The 19,511-nt window shown below is 70.2% G+C and carries 15 protein-coding genes; 3 read left to right on the top strand and 12 right to left on the bottom strand.

The features are described 5' to 3' along the window. Positions 1 to 13 precede the first annotated feature (13 nt). From ACZ6WN_RS15695 to ACZ6WN_RS15715, 5 genes are all read right to left on the bottom strand, one after another. A complete protein-coding gene (locus ACZ6WN_RS15695; RefSeq protein WP_008359542.1) occupies positions 14 to 346 on the bottom strand; it encodes a small basic family protein in 333 nt (110 codons plus the stop codon). After that, positions 343 to 1,272 (bottom strand): DUF881 domain-containing protein, encoded by a 930-nt coding sequence (locus tag ACZ6WN_RS15700; RefSeq protein ID WP_465865765.1) that lies wholly within the window; start codon positions 1,270 to 1,272, stop codon positions 343 to 345. The genes ACZ6WN_RS15695 and ACZ6WN_RS15700 overlap by 4 nt, the downstream gene beginning before the upstream one ends. Next, positions 1,265 to 1,957: a CDP-alcohol phosphatidyltransferase family protein gene (locus tag ACZ6WN_RS15705; protein ID WP_465865766.1), complete on the bottom strand. Its 693-nt coding sequence runs from the start codon at positions 1,955 to 1,957 to the stop codon at positions 1,265 to 1,267. The genes ACZ6WN_RS15700 and ACZ6WN_RS15705 overlap by 8 nt, the downstream gene beginning before the upstream one ends. Before the next feature lie 65 nt (positions 1,958 to 2,022). After that, complete coding sequence (locus tag ACZ6WN_RS15710; protein WP_465865768.1) at positions 2,023 to 3,081, bottom strand: hemolysin family protein; 1,059 nt, start codon at positions 3,079 to 3,081, stop codon at positions 2,023 to 2,025. Beyond that, positions 3,081 to 4,424 carry a hemolysin family protein gene (locus ACZ6WN_RS15715; RefSeq protein ID WP_465865769.1) on the bottom strand — a complete coding sequence of 448 codons (1,344 nt, stop codon included), beginning with the start codon at positions 4,422 to 4,424 and terminating at the stop codon, positions 3,081 to 3,083. Before ACZ6WN_RS15715 ends, ACZ6WN_RS15710 begins: the two co-directional genes overlap by 1 nt. Before the next feature lie 297 nt (positions 4,425 to 4,721). Between ACZ6WN_RS15715 and ACZ6WN_RS15720 the strand changes: the two genes are divergently transcribed. Further along, complete coding sequence (locus ACZ6WN_RS15720; protein WP_465865771.1) at positions 4,722 to 6,335, top strand: GMC oxidoreductase; 1,614 nt, start codon at positions 4,722 to 4,724, stop codon at positions 6,333 to 6,335. 164 nt (positions 6,336 to 6,499) lie between these two features. Here ACZ6WN_RS15720 and ACZ6WN_RS15725 read toward each other — a convergent pair whose 3' ends face one another. The 3 genes from ACZ6WN_RS15725 to ACZ6WN_RS15735 form a co-directional block, all read right to left on the bottom strand. Continuing rightward, a complete protein-coding gene (locus ACZ6WN_RS15725) occupies positions 6,500 to 6,835 on the bottom strand; it encodes a DUF1048 domain-containing protein (protein WP_465865772.1) in 336 nt (111 codons plus the stop codon). A 126-nt stretch (positions 6,836 to 6,961) separates the two neighbouring features. Next, the gene (locus ACZ6WN_RS15730) at positions 6,962 to 8,287 is read right to left on the bottom strand and encodes an HNH endonuclease (protein WP_465865773.1); all 1,326 of its coding nucleotides are present in this window, start codon (positions 8,285 to 8,287) and stop codon (positions 6,962 to 6,964) included. A gap of 411 nt (positions 8,288 to 8,698) precedes the next feature. Further along, positions 8,699 to 10,489, bottom strand: coding sequence for a gamma-glutamyltransferase family protein (locus ACZ6WN_RS15735; RefSeq protein WP_465865774.1), 1,791 nt, complete (start codon positions 10,487 to 10,489; stop codon positions 8,699 to 8,701). Between the two features lie 67 nt (positions 10,490 to 10,556). Between ACZ6WN_RS15735 and ACZ6WN_RS15740 the strand changes: the two genes are divergently transcribed. Then, positions 10,557 to 11,678: a calcium:cation antiporter gene (locus tag ACZ6WN_RS15740; RefSeq protein WP_465865775.1), complete on the top strand. Its 1,122-nt coding sequence runs from the start codon at positions 10,557 to 10,559 to the stop codon at positions 11,676 to 11,678. A gap of 3 nt (positions 11,679 to 11,681) precedes the next feature. Here ACZ6WN_RS15740 and ACZ6WN_RS15745 read toward each other — a convergent pair whose 3' ends face one another. The 3 genes from ACZ6WN_RS15745 to ACZ6WN_RS15755 are packed head-to-tail and all read right to left on the bottom strand — an operon-like array spanning position 11,682 to position 17,201. Beyond that, positions 11,682 to 15,038 carry an ATP-binding protein gene (locus ACZ6WN_RS15745; RefSeq protein WP_465865858.1) on the bottom strand — a complete coding sequence of 1,119 codons (3,357 nt, stop codon included), beginning with the start codon at positions 15,036 to 15,038 and terminating at the stop codon, positions 11,682 to 11,684. 2 nt (positions 15,039 to 15,040) lie between these two features. Beyond that, positions 15,041 to 15,700: a DUF4194 domain-containing protein gene (locus ACZ6WN_RS15750; RefSeq protein WP_465865776.1), complete on the bottom strand. Its 660-nt coding sequence runs from the start codon at positions 15,698 to 15,700 to the stop codon at positions 15,041 to 15,043. Then, positions 15,693 to 17,201, bottom strand: coding sequence for a DUF3375 domain-containing protein (locus ACZ6WN_RS15755; protein WP_465865778.1), 1,509 nt, complete (start codon positions 17,199 to 17,201; stop codon positions 15,693 to 15,695). The genes ACZ6WN_RS15750 and ACZ6WN_RS15755 overlap by 8 nt, the downstream gene beginning before the upstream one ends. A gap of 99 nt (positions 17,202 to 17,300) precedes the next feature. Here ACZ6WN_RS15755 and ACZ6WN_RS15760 point away from each other — a divergent pair, with 99 nt between their 5' ends. Further along, positions 17,301 to 18,479, top strand: a complete 1,179-nt coding sequence (locus tag ACZ6WN_RS15760; protein WP_465865780.1) for a L,D-transpeptidase — start codon at positions 17,301 to 17,303, stop codon at positions 18,477 to 18,479. A gap of 6 nt (positions 18,480 to 18,485) precedes the next feature. Here ACZ6WN_RS15760 and ACZ6WN_RS15765 read toward each other — a convergent pair whose 3' ends face one another. Then, positions 18,486 to 19,403, bottom strand: a complete 918-nt coding sequence (locus ACZ6WN_RS15765; protein WP_465865781.1) for a TetR/AcrR family transcriptional regulator C-terminal domain-containing protein — start codon at positions 19,401 to 19,403, stop codon at positions 18,486 to 18,488. Positions 19,404 to 19,511 lie beyond the last annotated feature (108 nt).

Here is a 19,511-nt window from a genome sequence, read left to right on the forward strand (position 1 = left end):
CCTCCTCTTCCGGTCAGGCATGGAAGATGTGCCTCCGGATGGCTGCGACGTTGGTGAAGATGCGGATGCCGAGGACGACGATGACGCCGGTGGAGAGCTGGCCGCCGACGCCGAGGCGGTCGCCGAGGTAGACGATGCCCGCGGCGATGACGACGTTGCTGATGAACGAGACGACGAAGACCTTGTCGTCGAAGATGCCGTCCATGAACGCGCGCAGCGCACCGAAGACGGCGTCCAGCGCGGCGACGACGGCGATCGGCAGGTAAGGCGCCAGACCGACAGGCACCTCGGGCTGGAAGAACAGTCCCAGCACGATGCCGATCACTAGGCCGATGACGGCGATCATTCTTCGCGGTCCCCTTCGCTGTTCTCTTGCTTGTCTTCGTCGGTGTTGTCGTTGGGCTTCGCTGAGCCCTGGGAGCCCTTGTCCTCGGACTTGGCCCCGAGGTGGGTCAACTCCAGCAGATCAGGCGGCGCCGCGGGAAGGGTGAGCCGGTCGATGTTCTCGACGTCGTAGGGCATCCCGTAGTCCTGCGTCGTGGTGTGGATCATCGCGCCCGAGACCGTCTCGGCGAAACGTGCGGCCAGCGTACGCGTGTCGCCGATGGCCGAGACCTCATAGGGCGGCGAGAGCGAGACGTCGTTCATCCGCAGGGTCGCGCCGGAGGTGATCACGCCGCTGCGTGGGGTGACCCGCTGGCCGTCGACGGCGACGGCGGTCGCACCCGCCTGCCACAGCCCGTTGATGATCACGGCGAGGTCGTAGTCGCGCACGGTGCCGCCCTCGCTGCCGTCGGCCGCGTTGTCGATCGTGATCCTGATCCCCGGGCCGGTCACCGGCGCGAACCCGGTCTCCTCCGCGGTCGCCGCAGCCGACGAGGACGCCGACTCGGCCCGCGAGCCGAGGGCGTTGAGGGCCGACTCGCGGCTCTGGTTGTCCGCGCGCAGCTCGGAGATCTGCTGGTGCAGGTCGGCGATCCGGTCCTGGCGCTGCTCGATGCGGTCGACCAGGACCTGCCTGCTGGTCTGGCGGATGTCCTCGTTGCGGGAGGTCTGCACCGCGGCGGTGGTGGCCAGCAGCGCGAAGAGTCCCACGACCACCATCGCCCACACGCCCGGCCGGCGACGCCGGGGCGGCTCCTCCGTCGCGGGCTCGCGACGCGCGGCGGCGGCCATGTAGTCGGAGTCGATCGACTGGTCGGTGATGCGGTCCAGCAGCGGCTTGGTGACGTAGGCGCGCAGGTCCTCGGAGCCGGGGATCTGGTCAGGCACGGGCCGCACCGCCCTTCTCCAACGGCGGCGTGGTGGCCATCAGGCGACGCACCTCCTGGGCGTAGAGGACCAGGCTCCACCACAGCAGCAGGATGCCCCACAGCGCGAAGGCCCAGCCGAAGGCCTGCGCCAGCTGGATCGGCAGGCTCGGCTCCAGGCCGAGGTCGAGCGTCTCGGGGATGTCGTGGCTGAGATAGAGCAGCGGGAAGGAGGCCAGCAGGCAGAAGGCGGCCACCTTGCCGAGGAGATGGACCGGGAGCGTACGCACCCCACGGCTGCGCAGCGCCGGGATCATGGCCAGCAGGCCGACGAGCCGAAGCGGCACCAGCAGCGCGATCGGCCACGGGATGACATCGATCTGCCAGAGCGCGAGCGTCGCGGCCAGCACAAAGACGGTGTTGGCCACCACGTCGAGCAGCTCGCCCGAGCGCCGGCGGCCGAGCTGCTTGCGGTTCAGCCAGCTGTCGAGCAGGTCGGTGACCACCGCGAGCCCGAACGCGGACAGCGCGATCGTGTCGTCCTCGGCGATCATCACGGCCCAGAGCATCACCGGCGCGTAGACGAGCCGCAGGATGCTGAGCAGCTTGCCGAGCACGGGCTGGTTGCGGTCGGCCGATCCCCGGGGTCGCTGCCGCGTGTCCCGGCCATGCTGCAGGCGGGGATCACCGGATCGACGGTCGGGCATCTACGGGCTCCATTTCGACAAGCTCAGGACACCGCCCCTGTCACCGGAGGCGGCACGGACCAACCCTAGTCGGTGGGCGTGGAGTCGTCGGCGTGGGCGGCGTCGCGGATCTCGCCGACCAGCTCCTCGATGACATCCTCCAGCGTCGCCAGCCCGATGGTGCTGCCGTCCTCGCGGACGACCCGGGCCAGGTGGGCGCCACGGCGCTGCAGGGTCTCGAGCGTCTCGTGGAGCGCGTCGTCGGGGGTGACGGTCGCGAACGGGCGGATCCACTTGTTCTGGACGGGCTGGCGGCGGCGTACGTCATCGGGCTCGAGGATGTCCTTGATGTGCAGGTAGCCGACCAGGTCGCCGTTCTCCCCGGCGACCGGGAACCGGCTGTAGCCGGTCGAGGCGCACACCGTCTCGATGTCGGCGCCCGAGGCTCCGCGCGGCACGATCGTCCAGTCGGAGATCGGGATGGTGACCTTGGCGACCGTCTTCTCGGTGAACCCGAGCGCACCGGCCAGGCGACCGTACTCGTCCTCCTCCAGGAGTCCCTCGCCGCGGGACTCCTCGACCATGGCCGCCACCTCCGCGCGGGTGAACGCGGAGCTCACCTCGTCCTTGGGCTCGATGCCGAGGGCCCGGATGCAGACGTTGGCGACGTAGTTGAAGGCGACGATGATCGGTCGCAGCACGTAGACGACCGCGTAGATGGCCGGGCCGAGGACCAGGGCGGCCTTGTCGGGGCCGGCCAGGGCGATGTTCTTCGGCACCATCTCGCCGACCACCACGTGCAGGTAGGTGACCACGAGCATGGCGATCACGAACGCGACCGGGTGGTGGAAGGCCTCGGGCAGCCCGATCAGGTCGAAGCCGGGCTCGAGCAGGTGGGCGAGCGCCGGCTCGGTGATCGCCAGCAGCAGCACCGAGCAGACCGTGATGCCCAGCTGGGCACCGGCCATCATCAGGCTGATGTTCTCCATCGCCCGCAGGGTGATCCTGGCCATCTGCGAGCCGGCCTGGGCGGCCGGCTCGATCTGGCTGCGCCGGGCCGAGACCAGGGCGAACTCCGAGCCGACGAAGAAGGCGTTGGCGAGCAGCAGCACCAGGCCGAGCACGAGTCCCATGGTGGTGCTCATCAGCCGATCACCTGCATCGAGATCCGGTCGATCCTGCGCCCGTCCATGAGCTCCACGGTCAGCTTCACATACCTTGCGTAGACGTCGTCGTCGTCGGAGTCGGGCGGCGGGGTGCCGGGCACCGTCAGCTCGGCGCTCGCGCCCGGCTCGGGGATGCGGCCCAGCAGGCTCAGCATCAGACCGGCGACGGTGTCGTAGTCCTCCCCCTCGGGCAGGGCGACGCCGGTGATGTCCTCGACCTCGTCGGGGCGCAACAGGCCCGAGAGCGACCAGCCGCCGTCACGGCGCAGCCGGGCACGGGCGCTGAGCGGGTCGTGCTCGTCTGCGATATCGCCGACGATCTCCTCGATCACGTCCTCGAGGGTGACGATGCCGGCCTGGTCGCCGTACTCGTCGAGCACCACGGCCAGCTGGAACCCCTCCGCGCGCAGCAGCGCCATCAGCGGGTCCAGGCGCAGCGAGTCGGGGACGACCACCGGCGGCACCATCAGGTGCTTGACCTTGGCCGTGGGCCGCTCGTGCACCGGCAGAGCCACGGCCGCCTTGACGTGCACGGTGCCGACCACGGCCTCGTCGTCGTCGAGCACCGGGAAGCGGGAGTTGCCGGTGCGCCGGGTGAGCTCGATCAGCGCCTCGGCGCGGTCGTTGTGGTCGAGGCTGTGGACGCGTACGCGCGGGGTCATGATCTCCCCCGCCGTGCGGGTGCCGAACTCGACCGAGCGCTCCATCAGCTCGGCGGTGTCGGCGTCGAGGGTGCCCTCGTGGGCGCTGCGCTGGATCAGCGAGGAGAGCTCGGCCGAGCTGCGCGCCGAGCGCAGCTCTTCCTGCGGCTCCATGCCCAGGCGGCGCACGATCGCGTTGGCGGTGCCGTTGAGGATCTTGATGGGGCCGCGCATGAGCCGGGTGAAGGCCCGCATCGGGCCCTGGGTGACGCGCGCGGTCTCCAGCGGCAGCGCCAGTGCGAGGTTCTTGGGGACGAGCTCGCCGAAGAGCATCGTCACGATCGTGGACAGGGTCAGCGCGATGGCCACCGCGATCGCCTCCACCACCCCCTCGGGCAGCCCGGTGGAGAGCAGCGGTGCGTCGATCAGCTCGGCGATCGCCGGCTCGGACAACCAGCCGATGCCGAGGTTGGTCACGGTGATGCCGACCTGCGCGCCGGAGAGGTTGCTGGAGAGCTCCTTCATCGCGCGAAGTACGCCTTGGGCGCCCTTGTCGCCCTGCTCGGCGGCCATCTCCACCTGGGAGTGGTCGACCGTGACCAGGGAGAACTCGGCGGCGACGAACACGCCGCACGCGGCGACCAGCAGCAGCGCCAGGAGGATGAACAGGATCTCGGTCATCTCACCGACCTCGACTGGTACGGCCTCGAATCACTCAGCGGGCATGGATACTGGCCGGGTTGCGGTCCGTCCATCGGGGTTCAGATCGTCCTTAGCTGTTGGAAGTGCGGTCAGCCTACATCCCTGTGGTTGCGCCTTCTGTGTTGCTGTACAGGGCATCGGTGGACGTGTCGCGTTCCGGACACAGTTGTCCAGAACGGGGTTGTGAACCTTGACACATCTCGGTCGTTCGTCAACTCTTACGCGGCAGTAACCGACGATTCGCGAGCCGAGGGAGTCCCCTTGACCATGTCCTCGTTGTCCACGTCTGCCTCCAGACGTACGTTTCTGACCGGCGCTGCCGCTGCCGGCGCAGCTGCGTCCGGGCTGCTGGCCGGCCCGGCCGCAGCCACCTCGCCGCGCCGCGTACGGCTGGTGCGGGAGGAGCACCGGGCGGTGGTCGTCGGGTCCGGTTTCGGGGGCGGCGTCGCCGCGCTGCGACTGGCCGAGGCCGGCGTTCCGGTCACGGTGCTCGAGCGTGGCCGTCGTTGGCCGACCGGTCCGGACGCGCAGACTTTTCCGACGGTGCGCTCGCTCGACAAGCGGGTGCTGTTCCACACCACCGCGCCCGAGGCACTCAAGCCGCTGCAGAAGCTGCTCGGCACTCCCCTGAACTTCGGGCCGTACGTCGGCCTGCTCGAGCCCGTGCTCGGCCAGAACATGCTGGCCATGTGCGCGGCCGGTGTCGGCGGCGGCTCCCTGGTCTATCAGGGCATGACGCTGCAGCCCTCCGCGGAGGTCTTCAACACCTGGTTCCCGAACGAGCTCGACTACGAGCTCATGGACCGGGTCCACTACCCGCGCGTGGCCAAGATGCTCGGGGCGGCGACCGCGCCCGACGAGCTGATCGCCTCGGACAACTACCGGGTCTCGCGTACGTTCGGCGAGCGCGTGGAGGCCGCCGGCTACGACCTGCGGAAGATCCCGATGCCGATCGACTGGTCCTATGCGCTCGCAGAGCTGCGCGGCGAGATGGCGCCGTCCTACACCAACGGCGACTGCGCGCTCGGCGTCAACAACGGCGGCAAGCACTCGGTCGACGTCACCTACATCTCGCAGGCGGAGGCGACGGGGCGCGTGCACGTCGCCACCCGCCACAACGTGACCTCGGTGGCCCGTGCCGCCGACGGTCGTTGGGAGGTGCACGTCGACCGTACCGATGACGCCGGCGACGTGGTCGAGCAGAAGATCCTGACCACCCGGGCGCTGGTGATGGCGGCCGGCTCCCTCAACACCAGCAAGCTCCTCGTCCGCGCGGCGGCGACCGACACCATCCCCGACCTTCCCGATCAGCTCGGCCAGGGCTGGGGCACCAACGGCGACCGGATCTACATGTGGCGCCCCTTCGACGAGAACCTCACCGGTACGCAGGGTGGGCCCGTCGTCTACCAGAGCCAGGACTGGGCCGACCCGGCCACGGCCAACACCGTGATCCAAGCGTCGCTGCCGCCACTCCCCCTGGGCCTCGACCTGGGCGCCACGATGCTCGTCGGCTTCGGCGTCAGCGCCGACCGTGGCAGCTTCCGCTACAGCTCGCTCACCGACTCGGTGAGCCTGCGCTTCCCCTTCGGCGGCGACTCGGCAAGCTATCGCGCCATCCACGAGCGGGTCTCTCGGATCAGCGGCGGCCTCGGGGCCCTGATCGACACCAACACCATCGTCAACAGCACCTGGCACCCGCTCGGCGGCGCCAACATGGGCACCGTCTGCGATCTCGACGGCCGAGTCCAGGGCCAGGACGGCCTCTACGTCCTCGACGGCGCCCTCATCCCCGGCACCACCGGCGCGTGCAACCCGTCGATGACCATCGCCGCCGTCGCCGAGCGTGCGATGGACAACATCGTCGCCAACGACGTCGGGACGGTCATCTGAAGGAGCCTTTTCAGGCCGTCTCGGGCGCCCCACAATCGTGCAATGCAAAATTCTGCAGATTTTGCCGAAAGGGGGTGACAACCCCTTAGGTGATGCGGCAACATTGTTCTTGCCCCGCTGGTGACCCGAGACGCCAGCGGGGCTCTTACGTTTTCGCAGCGACCTCACGCCAGCTTCTGGGCGACCTGGTTGAGGTTGGCGCGGAGCTTGTTGCGGTAGGCGTCGTGCTGCTCGGGCAGCCGGGCGTCGCAGAAGGCGGCCAGGTCGGTCCCGGTGACCTCCAAGACGCCGCGGCCGGCGGCGGCCTCGGTCTCGAACAGGTCGAGGACCTCGCGCAAGATGGCGACGATGTCCATGCCATCACCGGCCGTGAAGCGCCACAGGTAGTTCTTCATCTCGCCATACACGGTGCGGTAGTCGGCGGGAAGCTCGGCGGCGCGGGCTTCCATCCGCTTCCAGTCCTTCTTGTCCCCGATGAGGCGGGTGAGGATGTTGTTCATGGTGGTGCTCCTTCTTCCGGTTGGTGTTTCGAGGCCCCGTGTTTGGGGCTGTGGAAGAAGCGTGCAGGCCTGACGTAGCGTCAGGGTCAAGCACCGATCCGAAGAAACTTTCCCCCGGTCGCGGCCTCAGGCCGCCAAGACGTGGTCGAGCACGACGTGGCGCAGCAGGAGCTCGGCTGATGACAGCGGCACTGCGTCTGGTGCCCGAGTCTCGGGCGGTGGATCCTGTGGCCAGGTGTCGGGTGGTGGGCTGAGGTAGGTGTGGCCGCTGGGTGTGGTGGTGATGATGCTGCCGTCGGGTCCGGGTCTGGCCCACCAGCCGAGGGCCTCCTTGGCCTGGTTGCACCGCACGCACAGCCCTTGCAGGTTCGCGGCGCTGGTTTCACCGCCGTCGGTGTGGCGTCGGACGTGGTCGATGTTGCGGATCGGAGCGTCACAGCCGTTGGTGCGGCAGATCCCGCCATCGCGGGTGGCGATGAACTCGGCCAGCCCGTCGGGTGCCTTCCTGGAGCGGGACTCCATCGCCACGAGCTGCCCGGCGGGGTCGGTGAACAACCGGCGGACGAAGACCTCGGCATCGGCCAGCGCTTCGCGGGCCCATCCGGCGGGGACGGGGCCGTAGCCCTCCACGAGTGCAGGCTGGTCGGCGGCGTTAGCGTTGGCGAGTGCTTCGGCGCTCATCACGATCTTGACCTCGATCCGAGGCTTCGCACCGGTCTCGCGTCCGGTGACCCGGTCGACGAGGGTGTCGGCCATGACCTGACCACGCGTCCGCTCATCACCGGCAGCCGCAGCACTCTTCGCGGCGTGATCCAGCGCCGCGAACACAGCGACCCCGTCCTTGACCGGGAGCAGGGCACCGAGCCAGGTCATCGTGTCCGGTGCCGGGCGCAGGCTGACGCGGCGGTCCTTGGTCGCGTTCGCGGCGCGGGCGACGACGGATTCCTGGTCGAGGGTGATCGCGAGTTTCTTGGCGGCGTTCTCGAGCTGCCGCAGCCCCATCGAGACCACCGTCGGTACCTCGCCGTCCGGCCCGGTGGCACAGAGCTGCTCGTCAATGGCGCGGCGGTCCTCCAGAGACAGGCAGGCGGTCTCCCGGGGGAGGATGGTGGCCTGCCACTGCGAGAACAGCCCGGCTTTCATCAGCGTGAAGGTGTGCGGCATCTCAGCGATCAGGATCTTCGCCAGCCCGAGCAGCTTGGCACCCTTCTCCGGGGAGACCCGGCGCGCCAAAGCGACCTGCGAGGCCACCCCCTCGCCCAGCTTCCGGGCAGGCACCCCAGCCTCTAACTGGCGCGCCCGGACCGCTTCCTCGAGACGTACCGCTGCTTCTGCCTGGACGGCCTCGGCAGTGCACTTGATGACTTCGAGACGGCTGATCCAGTCGACCAGTTCACCCTCGGAAGCACCCGAAGGCGGCCCGTAGAGGAGGTGATCGACGGTCTCGTTCATGCGCCTTATTATATGCGATTGAGCATCATCAAGCGACTCATTTAGGCTGTTCAGCCCCATGTTACGCAGTCAGCGAACAAGACACGTGAACCCGCACCACACCCCTCGCCGCTGCCCCGATACAGGCGAAATCTTTCTCGATCGGGTGCCGAGTCCAGGATGGCCGTAGGCCACCGGCGAAGCCGGCGGGCGCAGCCCGTCCTTGACGCGGCGCGCGATCGAGAAACACTCAAAGCAAGGGTCGGCGGCGAGCCCCGAAACGAAAACACAGTCACTAAAGCGAGGTATCCCAGAGGCGACCGTGTTGGTCTCGACACGCCTTCGCCTAGCGGCTCCGGCGGCTCGACCAGCGGGAGCAAGCGGGAGCGAGCAGCTCGACCAGCGGGGAGCAAGCGGCTCGACAAACGAAGGCTATCGCCCGACGGCATAACCCTGCGCCCCCCGAGCATTAGCAGCACCAGAAAGCGTCCCGGTCACAGGATCACGAGTAACCGCAGAGAGCCGCCCCAGAGACCAGTCACCACTCAGCTCGACAACGTGCCCCCGACGCCGCAGATCCTCGACAACAGAACCCCCGAGACGATCCTCGAGCACCGCGCCCGCGGGGACCCAGGTGCGCGGCCAGAAGGAACCAGGAAACGATGTCGAGTGGAGCGCCGGAGCGTCGATGGCCTCCTGGGGCGAGTAGCCACCGACGAGCGTACGCAGCAGGTAGAGCAGCTGCCACTGGTCCTGCTGGTCGCCGCCCGGCGAGCCGAGCGCGGTCACGGCGCGCCCCTCGCGCAGGACCAGGGTCGGGGTGAGGGTCGTGCGCGGTCGGCGGCCAGGGATCAGGGTGGAGGGCAGGCCGGGCTCCAGCCAGGTCATCTGCAACCGGGTGCCGAGGCAGAAACCGAGCTCGGGGATCGTGGGCGAGGACTGGAGCCAGCCGCCCGAGGGGGTGACCGCGATCATGTTGCCCCAGCGGTCGGCGACGTCGATGTGGCAGGTGTCGCCGCGGGTCTCGCCCTCACGCGACACCGTCGGCTCCCCCACCCCGGACGCGGCCGCAGCCGGGTCGTAGGTCTCGCGCAGCGGCGGGAAGGCCCTCGCGCCCAGCCCGGGCCTCACCTCGTCCGAGGCGACCTCGGCGATCAGGGGGCGGCGGGCGGCTGCGTACTCCTTCGAGACGAGGGTCTCGATCACCGCCGGATCGGCGCCGTCGCCGTAGTGGGCGTCGCGGTCGGCGAAGGCGAGCTTGGTCGCCTCCAGAATGGTGTGTGCCCCCTCGGGGTTGCTCGGGTCGAGCAGCGCGTCGTCGAGCGGCTCGAGCAGGTTGAGCGTCTGCAACAGCACCGGCCCCTGCGTCCACGGCCCGGCCTTCGCGATCGTGTGACCCCGGAACTCGGTCGTCACCGGCTCCTCGTACGCAGCCGAGAACGCGGCCATGTCAGCCGCCGTGATCACACCGGAATGGTCGGTTCCGGAGGAGTGCCGGTGCGGGGTGCGTACGAACCGTTCGATCGCCTCCGCGACGAACCCGCTCCCCCACGCGGCACGCGCGGCGTCGATCCGCTCCTCACGGGTGGCGGCACCGTCGCCCGCTGCGACGAGGCGGTCGAGGACGGCGGCATAGGCCTCGTTGCGGACCATCGTGTCCGGCTCCGGCAGCTCGCCGTCGACGAGCCAGTGGGCGGCCGAGGTGGGCCAGTGGTCGCGGAACAGGTCGGCCACGGCAGCGATCGTGGAGACCGCACGGCCCAGGATCGGGTGGCCGTTGCGGGCGTAGTCGATGGCGTACGCGAGCACCTCGCCGAGCTCCCAGGTGCCGTGGTCGCGCAGCAGCATCAGCCAGGCCTCGACCGCGCCCGGCACCGCGGCCGCCAGCGCGCCCGAGCCGGGGACCAGCTCGAGCCCCTCGGCCCGCATGTGCTCCACGGACGCCGCTGCGGGCGCCGGTCCCTGGCCCATCAGCACCGTCGGGGCACCGTCGGCCGGCGCGAAGATCCCGACCAGGTCGCCGCCCGGTCCGTTGAGGTGGGGTTCGACCACGTGCAGCACGAACCCACCCGCGACCGCCGCGTCGAAGGCGTTGCCGCCACGCTCGAGCACCGCTTGAGCGGCGCCGCTGGCCAGCCAGTGGGTCGAGCCGACCATGCCGAACCTCCCCAGCAGGTCGGGACGGGTCTTGAACTCGGCCGGAGGAGTGTAGGCGGAGAGCACGCCCCTCAGGTTACGAGCGCGTGTCGGGCATCAGGTCGGCGGCCCGGTGCCGGGATAGGGTCGCCCCATGAGCGCACCAGCGGTCCGGGGCCGTATGCAGTGGTCAGTGGTCGTGCCGATCCTCGCCGTGGTGGTGTTGGTCTTCGCCTGGCTGCGCCACGACCACTGGACGATCCTCGCCGTGGTCGCGGCGGTGCTGATCGGGGCGGTGCTCAGCGCTGTCCACCACGCCGAGGTCGTCGCCCACAAGGTCGGCGAGCCGTTCGGGTCGCTGATCCTCGCGGTCGCAGTGACCGTCATCGAGGTCGGTCTGATCGTGATGCTGATGACCAGCGGGGGCGACAACACCAGCACCTACGCGCGCGACACCGTCTTCGCCGCGGTGATGATCACCCTCAACGGCATCGTCGGGCTCTCGCTCATGGTCGGGGCGCTCAAGCACGGGCTGGTCAGCTTCAACGCCGCCGGCACCGGCTCGGCGGTCGCCACCGTCATCGCCCTGGCCGGCCTCACCCTGGTGCTGCCGAGGTTCACGACTTCGGCCCACGGCCCGCAGTACTCACCCTCCCAGCTGGCCTTCGCCGCCATCGCCTCGCTGGCGCTCTATGTCGCCTTCCTCTTCACCCAGACCGTCCGCCACCGCGACTTCTTCCTCCCCGTCACCAGCGACGAGCACGGCCGGATGACCGGGCTGCTCGATCTCGACGAGGACAGTCACGCCGACCCGCCCTCGACCGGCGAGGCCGGCCTCAGCCTGGCTCTGCTCCTCGTCTCGCTGATCTCCGTGGTCGGCCTGGCGAAGGTCCTCTCCCCCACGATCGAGAGCACCGTGAAGACGCTCGGCTTCCCCTACGCCGTCGTGGGCGTCGTGATCGCCCTCCTCGTCCTCGCCCCCGAGTCCATCGCCGCGGTCCGCAACGCCTCCCGCGACCGGGTGCAGACCAGCCTCAACCTGGCCTACGGCTCCGCGATGGCCTCGATCGGTCTCACCATCCCCACCATCGCCGTCGCGATGATCTGGCTCAGCGGCCCGCTCGTCCTCGGTCTCGAGCCGACCCAGATCGTGCTGCTGGTCATCACCGTCTTCGTCACCGGCCTCACCGTCGTCCAGGGCCGCGTCTACGCCCTGCAGGGCTTCGTCCACCTGGTCCTGCTCGCCGCGTTCCTGTTCCTGTCGATGCAGCCCTAGCCGTCACGAGGCCGGGACCTCGTCGAGGCCCACCTCGAGCTTCGGGAACGAGTGGCCCTCGGCGTCCTTGAGCACCGTGTACTGCACATCCACGTGCGGCTCGATGGCGCTGTGCTTGTCGTTGGGGGCGCCGATGATGAGCTGGAAGCCGAGGCCTCGCCAGGCGCCGATGGCGCGGCCGGTGAAGCGGGCGTCGGCCTTGATCAGCGCCTCGTCGAGGAAGACCGGTGCGTAGCGTGGGCGCTCGGCGCCGGCGTCGCCGAGCTGGTAGCGCAGGGCGGCGCCGACGATGAAGGCGACGAGCTCCTGCGACTCGCCCCCGGACTTCTCGCCGATGTGGTCGTAGAGGGCGACGTGCTCGCCGGTGTCGGCGGTGACCTTCTCCGCGCTGACGCGGACGTGGTTGCGTACGTCGATCAGGTCGGCGAAGTCCGGCGCCGAGCGGCGCATGCGGTCGATGAGCCGGGACATCCGGGTGTAGGCCTGCTCCCGGGTGTCGTTGGACGAGGCCTTCTCGATCAGATCGCGCACCGCGCGGAGCTCCTTGCGGAAGCGTCCACGGACCGCCGACTGGCCCTCCTGGGTGTCGATCCGGAGCCGGTGGCCGTCGTCGTTGAACGGCAGCTCGGCGAGGATCTGGTTGATCGGGTCGATTCGGTCACGGATCTCGCGCACCGACCGCGACAGGGTCGAGTCGAGGTTGGTCAGGTCGTTGCCGGACAGGTTGAGCAGGGAGTCGCGCCACTCGACCTCGAGCTCGTGCAGGCCGCTGGTCTGCAGCTCGTCGAGGAGACGGTCGAAGTCGGCATAGGAGGCGTCGGGGTCGGTGTGGAGGTTGGGGTTGGGCCAGCGTTCGAGGAAGGCCTCGAAGGTCTGGCGCAGCTGGATGCGGGCCGCGCCGATCGTCTCCTGGGCACCGATGCGGTCGGCGTCGAGGCTCTCCCCCGCGCGGGCGAAGACCGCATCGAGCTCGGCGAGCGCGTCCTCACGCCGGCCGGCCCCTTCGCCGCCGGCAGCCTTGAAGAGCTGCTCGAGGTAGTCGGCCTGGGCCGGCGCCACCTCGGTGCCGGAGGCCGCGGCGTCCTCCAGCGCGTCCTTGGCCCGGTCGACCTGCTCGACGACGTCGCTCCAGCGCACGTCGAGCTCCTGGAACGCGCTCTTGGCGGCGCCGATCCCTTCGCGCAGCGAGTCGACCTTGGCGCGAGCGCTCTTGAGCCGCTCCTGCAGCGTGGCGATCTCGGGGTTGTCGGCGGTGACCTCCTCGATCACCGAGGCCCACCGCTCGCGTTCGGCCTCGGCCGTGGCGAGGTCGACCTGGTCCCAGGTGAGCGCGGTGACCGCCTTGAAGGACGTACGCCGCAGGTCGAGGTCCTTGATGGCCCGCTCGGCCTCGCCGACCGCCGCCGACGCCGCCGCCGCGTCCGTGCGCGCCGTCTCGAGGAGCTCGGTGAGCTCGGCGACGCGACGGGTGTTGGTGAACCCGAGCACGTTGCCGGCTCCGTGACCACCGTGGGCGCCGCGCGTGCCCTGCGAGACCTGTCCGGTGACGGTCAGCGCCATCCGGTGCTGCCCGAGCAGCGCGGGAGTCTGCACGCAGACGTAGCCGTGCCGCTCCGCCAGCCGCTTCTTGAGCCAGCCGGTGAAGACGCCGCGGCGGTAGTCCAGGCGTCCGGGAAGGGTGCCCTCGTCGAGGAGGGTGTTGTCCTGCAGGCCGGTGTGGACGGCCTCGTAGCGGATCCGTGTGCGCTGCCGCACCGACTCGATCGCCGCCCGGAAGGCGCCGACGTGAGCGGCGTCGACGAGCATCGTGGTGGCGAACCCGCCCAGTGCCAGGTTGAACGCCTCGCGCCAGGCCTCGTGCTCGGTGCGTACCTCGACCAGCTCGCCGACGAAGGGCATCTCGGCCGGGCTCAGCCCGGCCGCCTCGGCCAGCACCGCCCGGGCCGCACGGAGCGGCTCAGGGATGTTGTTCTTCGTCTTCTCGGCGTCGGCCAGCTCGTCCTCGAGCCGGCCGACCAGCGTGGTCGCCTCGGCCTCGGCCGAGCGCGCCGCGGCGTAGGTGTTGAGGGCGGTGGTGCGGGCATCGTCGTCGACGAGCGCCGCCTGCGCGGCCGCCTGGAGGGCCTCGAACTCGTCGGGGGTCGCGGCCACGGCCCCGAGGATCGCGAGCTCCTTGTCGAGCGCCCCGCGGGCCCGGCGTACGTTCTCCACCCGGGTCTCGGCCGACCTGATCTCGCGGGTGGCCTCCTCGAGGCGGCGGCCCCCGGAGGCCGCGACGGTGACCGCGAGGCCGTCGCGCTCGGACTCGGCGGCGTCGATGAGCGCCTGCTTCTCGGCCACCGCCTTCTCCGCGGCGCTCTTTCGGGAGCTGAGCTCGGCCTCCAGCTCGCTGAGCAGGTCGACCCGCTTGCCGGCGCGCCAGAGCCCGGCGGGGGTGGTCTCGTCGCCGAAGGCGCCGATCCCGTCGATCACCTCCAGCCGGGCAGCGGCCTCCTCGATCGCCGCGCGGTGCTCGCGGATCGGCGCCAGCGCCCGCACCTGCTGCTGCGCGGTGACCATCCGGTCGCGGGTCGCGGAGAGCTCGTCGAAGTGGGCGACCACGCCGTCGGCGGTGGCGAGCGTCTCGGGCTCCTCGAGCACCATCTTCTTGTAGAGGTCGTCGACCGTGGTGATCTGCTGTCCGGCCTGGATCCGTCCCAGCAGGTTGACGGCCTTCTCCCCGTCGCCGGCCGCACCGATCCCGAGGGCGGAGTGGATCCGCGCGGTGAAGTCGCGGTCGGTGTCGATCGGGGTCAGCCCGACCTCGGCGACCGCGGCGCGCGTGAACCGGTGCGCCGCGACCGGCTCCAGGTCGCGTACGTCGAAGCCTGCCTCGGCCACGGCACGGAGCTTGGTCACGTCGTCGAGGTTCTTGGCGGAGGCCGGAACGTACCAGGCTCGGACCGCGGTGAAGCGGGCTCCGGTCTGGTCCTCCCAGGTCATCGCGATCGCCGACCAGGTGTCGCGGCCGTCGCCGCGCAGCACCCGGATCTTGGTGCCCTCGGCGGTCTTCGCCTCGTCGATCTTGCCGCGCGCGTAGGAGAGGATGTTGCGCTGGTCCTGACCCCGTGGCCGCCCGACGACGCCGCCGTTGGAGGCGCCGTTGAAGGGCGTCGTGTGGGGCATGATCAGCGCGATGTAGGCGTCCATCAGCGTCGACTTGCCCGAACCGGACCCGCCGGTGAGCAGCGTCGCGGTCGGCGAGAAGCGCACCCGGTGGGCGCCGTCGTAGCCGCCCCAGTTGACCAGCTGCAGCTCGCTCGCCACCCACTGTCGACCGGTCGAGCGGGCGGGGATGAGGCCGAAGAGGCTGTCGATCATGTTCACTGCGCGGTCTCCTGCTCCTTCAGCCACGTCTTGAGCTCGGCGAGCTTCTCGACGCTCAGCACGATCTCGACGAGCGGAGTGATCCGGAAGCGGTCCTCGGACTCCTCCTCGATCAGCCCCTCGCGGGCGAGCCGCTCGACCGCCCGGCGGATCTCGCGGCGCGCGGCGGCGTCGCCGCTGGCGACGTCGAAGTAGGTGAGCACGGTCTGCTCCAGCTCATCGGCATCCACGCGCGCAGAGCTCTCGCCCGCGCCGCGCTCGCGCTGGAAGACGGTGCGGAGATGGACCAGCACGAGGGTCTCGGCCCGCGAGTAGGCGTCGTCCTTGAGGAGCACGGGCACGTCCAGCTCCTCCGAGCGCACCTGCCGCTTGTAGGCGATCCCGCGCTCGTGGTCGACGACGAGCCGCACGAACAGGTCGTGGAGCCGCGACTCGATCACCGCCTGGTGGTCGAGCAACGTACGCCACTGCCGCGGGCTGCGCTCGGCCGTGATGAACCGGCGGCGCAGGAGCTGGACCAGCACCCGGCGTACCTCGGCGTCGAGGACGCCGCGGTCGCCGATGAAGAGCTCGGTCGGGTCGTCCTCCATCGAGACCGGCTCGATGAAGCCCTCCGGCTCACTGCCGTAGGCCACGTCCGTCACGGTGTCACTCATCCTCGTCCCCTTCGCCCGATCCCGCCGTCACTGAGTTGAGCCGCACCCCGCCGAAGGCGAACCTGCGCCGCACCCCGTCGGCCCGGACCGCCTCGATGGTGGCGATCTCCCCCGTCTCGGTCATCCCGCGCCGGTGGGCGATCTCAAGCAGCCCGAGCAGGTCGACCGGGCGCCGGATCTCCGCCGGCGCGGCCGCGAAGACCTCGGCCAGGTCGACCGGCCCCTCGGCGGCCGCCACACAGGTGTCCAGGTGGGCCTCGATCGCCCGGTAGCCCGGGCCGCCCCAGGCCTTGGTGTCCTCGACGGCACTCTCCACGTCGCCCCAGTCGGCCAGCGGCGCCGGCGGCTCGGGCGGGCGCAGCTCGCTGACCGACTGGCGCAGGTGGCCCAGGTCGGCGAGGGGCAGCCGGCGCAGCGGCTCGATCGCCTCGGCGGGCCGCGAGGACGGCATCCAGGCCTGGAAGCCGACCATCACGTCGCGCAGCAGGTCGTCGACCTGCCGGTCGCGGGCCGGGTCGTGCGTACGCACCTGGGTGGTGATCACATGGGAGGCGGTCTGCTGGGCGGCCAGCACCTCGGCGACACCGGTCTCGATCCGGCGCCCGACGGCGGCCAGCTCGGCGCGTTCGGTCGGCCCCATCGCCTTCGTGAACCGGTGCCGCAGCACGGTGCGCAGGTTGGTGGCCAGGTCGTCGAGGCGGCGCGGGTCGCCGACCATCCGCAGCGCGCCGGCGAACGCCTTGCCCTCCGGCGTGGAGGCCATCACGTCCTTGCCGCGCTGCAGGTACTCACGCAGCACCTCACCGGCCGGGCGAACGTCCTGGCGCAGGTCGGTCACCACGTCGCGCTGCATCGCCCGGATCGACTCGACCACGCGCGCGAAGTCGGCCGGGAGCTCGCGGGTCAGGTGGAGGATGTTCTCGGCCTGCTCGAGCAGGGTGTCGTCATCGACGGTGTCGACCACGCCGGTGCGGTCCAAGCGGGCGATCTCGGCGCGCCGCTCGGCGATCTCCTCGGTCAGCCGCGCCACCCGGGTCAGCACGTCCGGATCGGCGTCCAGGGCGAGCCGTTCGACCGCCTCCAGCAGCGTCCGCACGCGCGATTCCGAGACCCGTGCCCTCGACCCGCTCGCGCGGCCGGCGATCTCCAGGGCTCCGACCGCGTGCGCGGAGAGCCGGTAGACCTCGTCCTCGCCCTCGATCTGGCGCAGCAGCCACCCGGCGCGCACCCACTGGCGGCACAGCTCGCGCGCCGTCCCGACCGGGAGAATCGCCTCGCCGCCCTCGCCCTCGGCGTGGCCGGTGGCCCGGAGCCGGTCCAGCATGTCGCCGATCTCGGCCTGTGCGTCCACCACCGGGACCGCGGCGCGCTCGGAGGTGAACGTCACCGAGAGCACCGCCACCACGAACGGCGCGAACCGGCCGTGCAGGAGGTCGAGCATCGGGTTCTTGAAGGCGGCCAGAGCCCCGGCGTACGCCGCCTCGACGCGAGTGTCACTCATCGGCAGATACCGTACGTGGCAGCACCGACAACACCACAACCTTCAGTACACGCGCAGACACGCCGATAATTCGGTTGTCGCTTACCGCATAGTTATCCCATGCGGGTTCGTCCTCTTACTCTCGTGGTGGCCTCGGTGGCCCTGTTCGTGCTCTCCGGCTGCGCCGAGGTCCCCGGGTCCCCGGACTCGGCCGCCAAGGGCGAGCCGAGCGCCTCACCGTCGGCCAAGCCGCTCACCGCCACGATCTCCCCGGCCGACGGAGCCAAGGACGTCGCCGTCGACAGCACCGTCACGGTCACCGCGACCTCGGGCGAGTTCACCGGTGTGAAGGTCGCCAGGCCCGACGGACGCACGGTCCCCGGCTCGCTGTCGGAGGACAAGAGGACCTGGACCGCCAACGATCTCCTCGATCCGGCGCTGCGCTACACGGTCACCGCCACCGGTGAGACCGGCAAGGTCACCAGCAGCTTCACCACCCGCTCGCTCTCGCTGGCCCAGCAGACCTTCGCCACCATCGTCCCGGTCGACAAGTCCGTGGTCGGTGTCGGGATGCCGGTCGCGGTCTACTTCGACGTCCCGGTCAAGGACCACGCCTCCTTCGAGAAGCGCATGCACGTCACCTCGACCCCGGCCCAGACCGGCTCCTGGTACTGGGTCTCCGACACCGAGGCCCGCTACCGGCCGCAGCACTACTGGAAGCCCGGCACCACCATCAAGGTCGACCTCGACATCAACGGCGCCTCCGCCGGCGGGGACGTCTACGGCCAGCACAGCCGCAGCGCCACCTACAAGGTCGGCGACGCGCACGTCTTCCGGGTCAACGCCCGCACCCACCGGATGAAGGTCATCAGCAACGGCAAGGTGCTGCGTATCATCCCGGCGACCACCGGCAAGCCCGGCTTCACCACCCGCTCGGGCATCAAGGTCATCTCCGAGAAGCACCGGGTCAAGGAGATGCGCTCGGAGACGATCGGCATCTCCGACCAGGGCTCGAGCGACTACTACTCCCTCGACGACGTCGAGTACGCCATGCGCCTGACCAACTCCGGCGAGTTCATCCACGCCGCGCCGTGGTCGACCGGCTCCCAGGGCTACGCCAACGTCTCCCACGGCTGCACCGGCATCTCCACCGACAACGCCGCCTGGCTCTATGGCCTGGCCCGCATCGGCGACATCGTCGAGACCACCGGCACCGACCGGAAGATGGAGTGGGACAACGGCTTCGGCGACTGGAACCTCTCCTGGGCCGACTACCAGAAGGGCTCCGCCCTGCGCTGACGCCGGTCAGGCCGTCGTCATCACCGCCAACCCGTCCAGGTGACGCGCCAGCCCGTACTCGAACAACGCCTCCAGGTCCGGCGCTGCATCCTCTGACACCATCGCCAGCAGCGGGAACCGGTCGCTCGTGAGCACCTCGCGACGCCGGGCTCGTTGGTTCTCCGACCAGCGGCTCAGACTCAGACCGGTCCTCCGCTCGGCCGCGGCCTCACGAGCGCTGGACAGGGCGACGGTGACCACCAGCCCGTGCAGCGTGAGCGCCTCCTGGAGACGTACGTCCATCGGGAGCTCGAGCTCGTCCAGCGCCCGCATCGTCCACTCGGTGTGGTCCATCATGTTCGGGACGAGGGTGGGCCGGGTGAACGAGACGACCTGCGGCAGCCACTGATGGCGCCGGCACAGCTGCCAGTGCTCGCGCGCGACCAGCTCGAGCTTGGCACGCCAGCCCTCGGGGCCGTCCGCGGGCAGGGCGAGGTCACCGAAGACGAGGTCGGCCATCTGGCCCAGCAGGTCGTCCTTGCCCGTGACGTAGCGGTAGAGGGACATCGGTGCGAGGTCCAGGCTGCTCGCCAGGCGGCGCATCGACAACGCCCGCAGGCCGTCGCCATCGGCCATGTCGACAGCGGCACGAAGGATGCGGGTGCCCAGCACCTCGTGCTCCGCCGACCCGGGCTGTCGACCGGGTGGACGCGCCGGCCGCGAGCTGACCACGGTGCCCGAGCCCACGGTCGTCTCCACGAGCCCCGCCTCGCGCAGGGCGGCGATCACCTTCGTCGCGGTCGCCACCGCCACGCCCCACTGCCGAGCGATCGCCCGGATCGACGGGACCCGGTCACCGGCGCGGAGCTCGCCGGCGGCGATCCGGGAGCCGATCTCCGCGGCGATGACACGGTAGGGCGGGTCACGTGGTTCCGAAGTCGGCATCAGCCGTCCGATCTGGTCGGGAGAGAGGGGTCCGGGACAATCTGCTAGTTCACTTTCGAACACCAACTAGTGCACTTCGTGTGGTTTTCCCTTGCTGACACTACTTTA

Source organism: Nocardioides sp. NPDC054178, assembly GCF_055585005.1.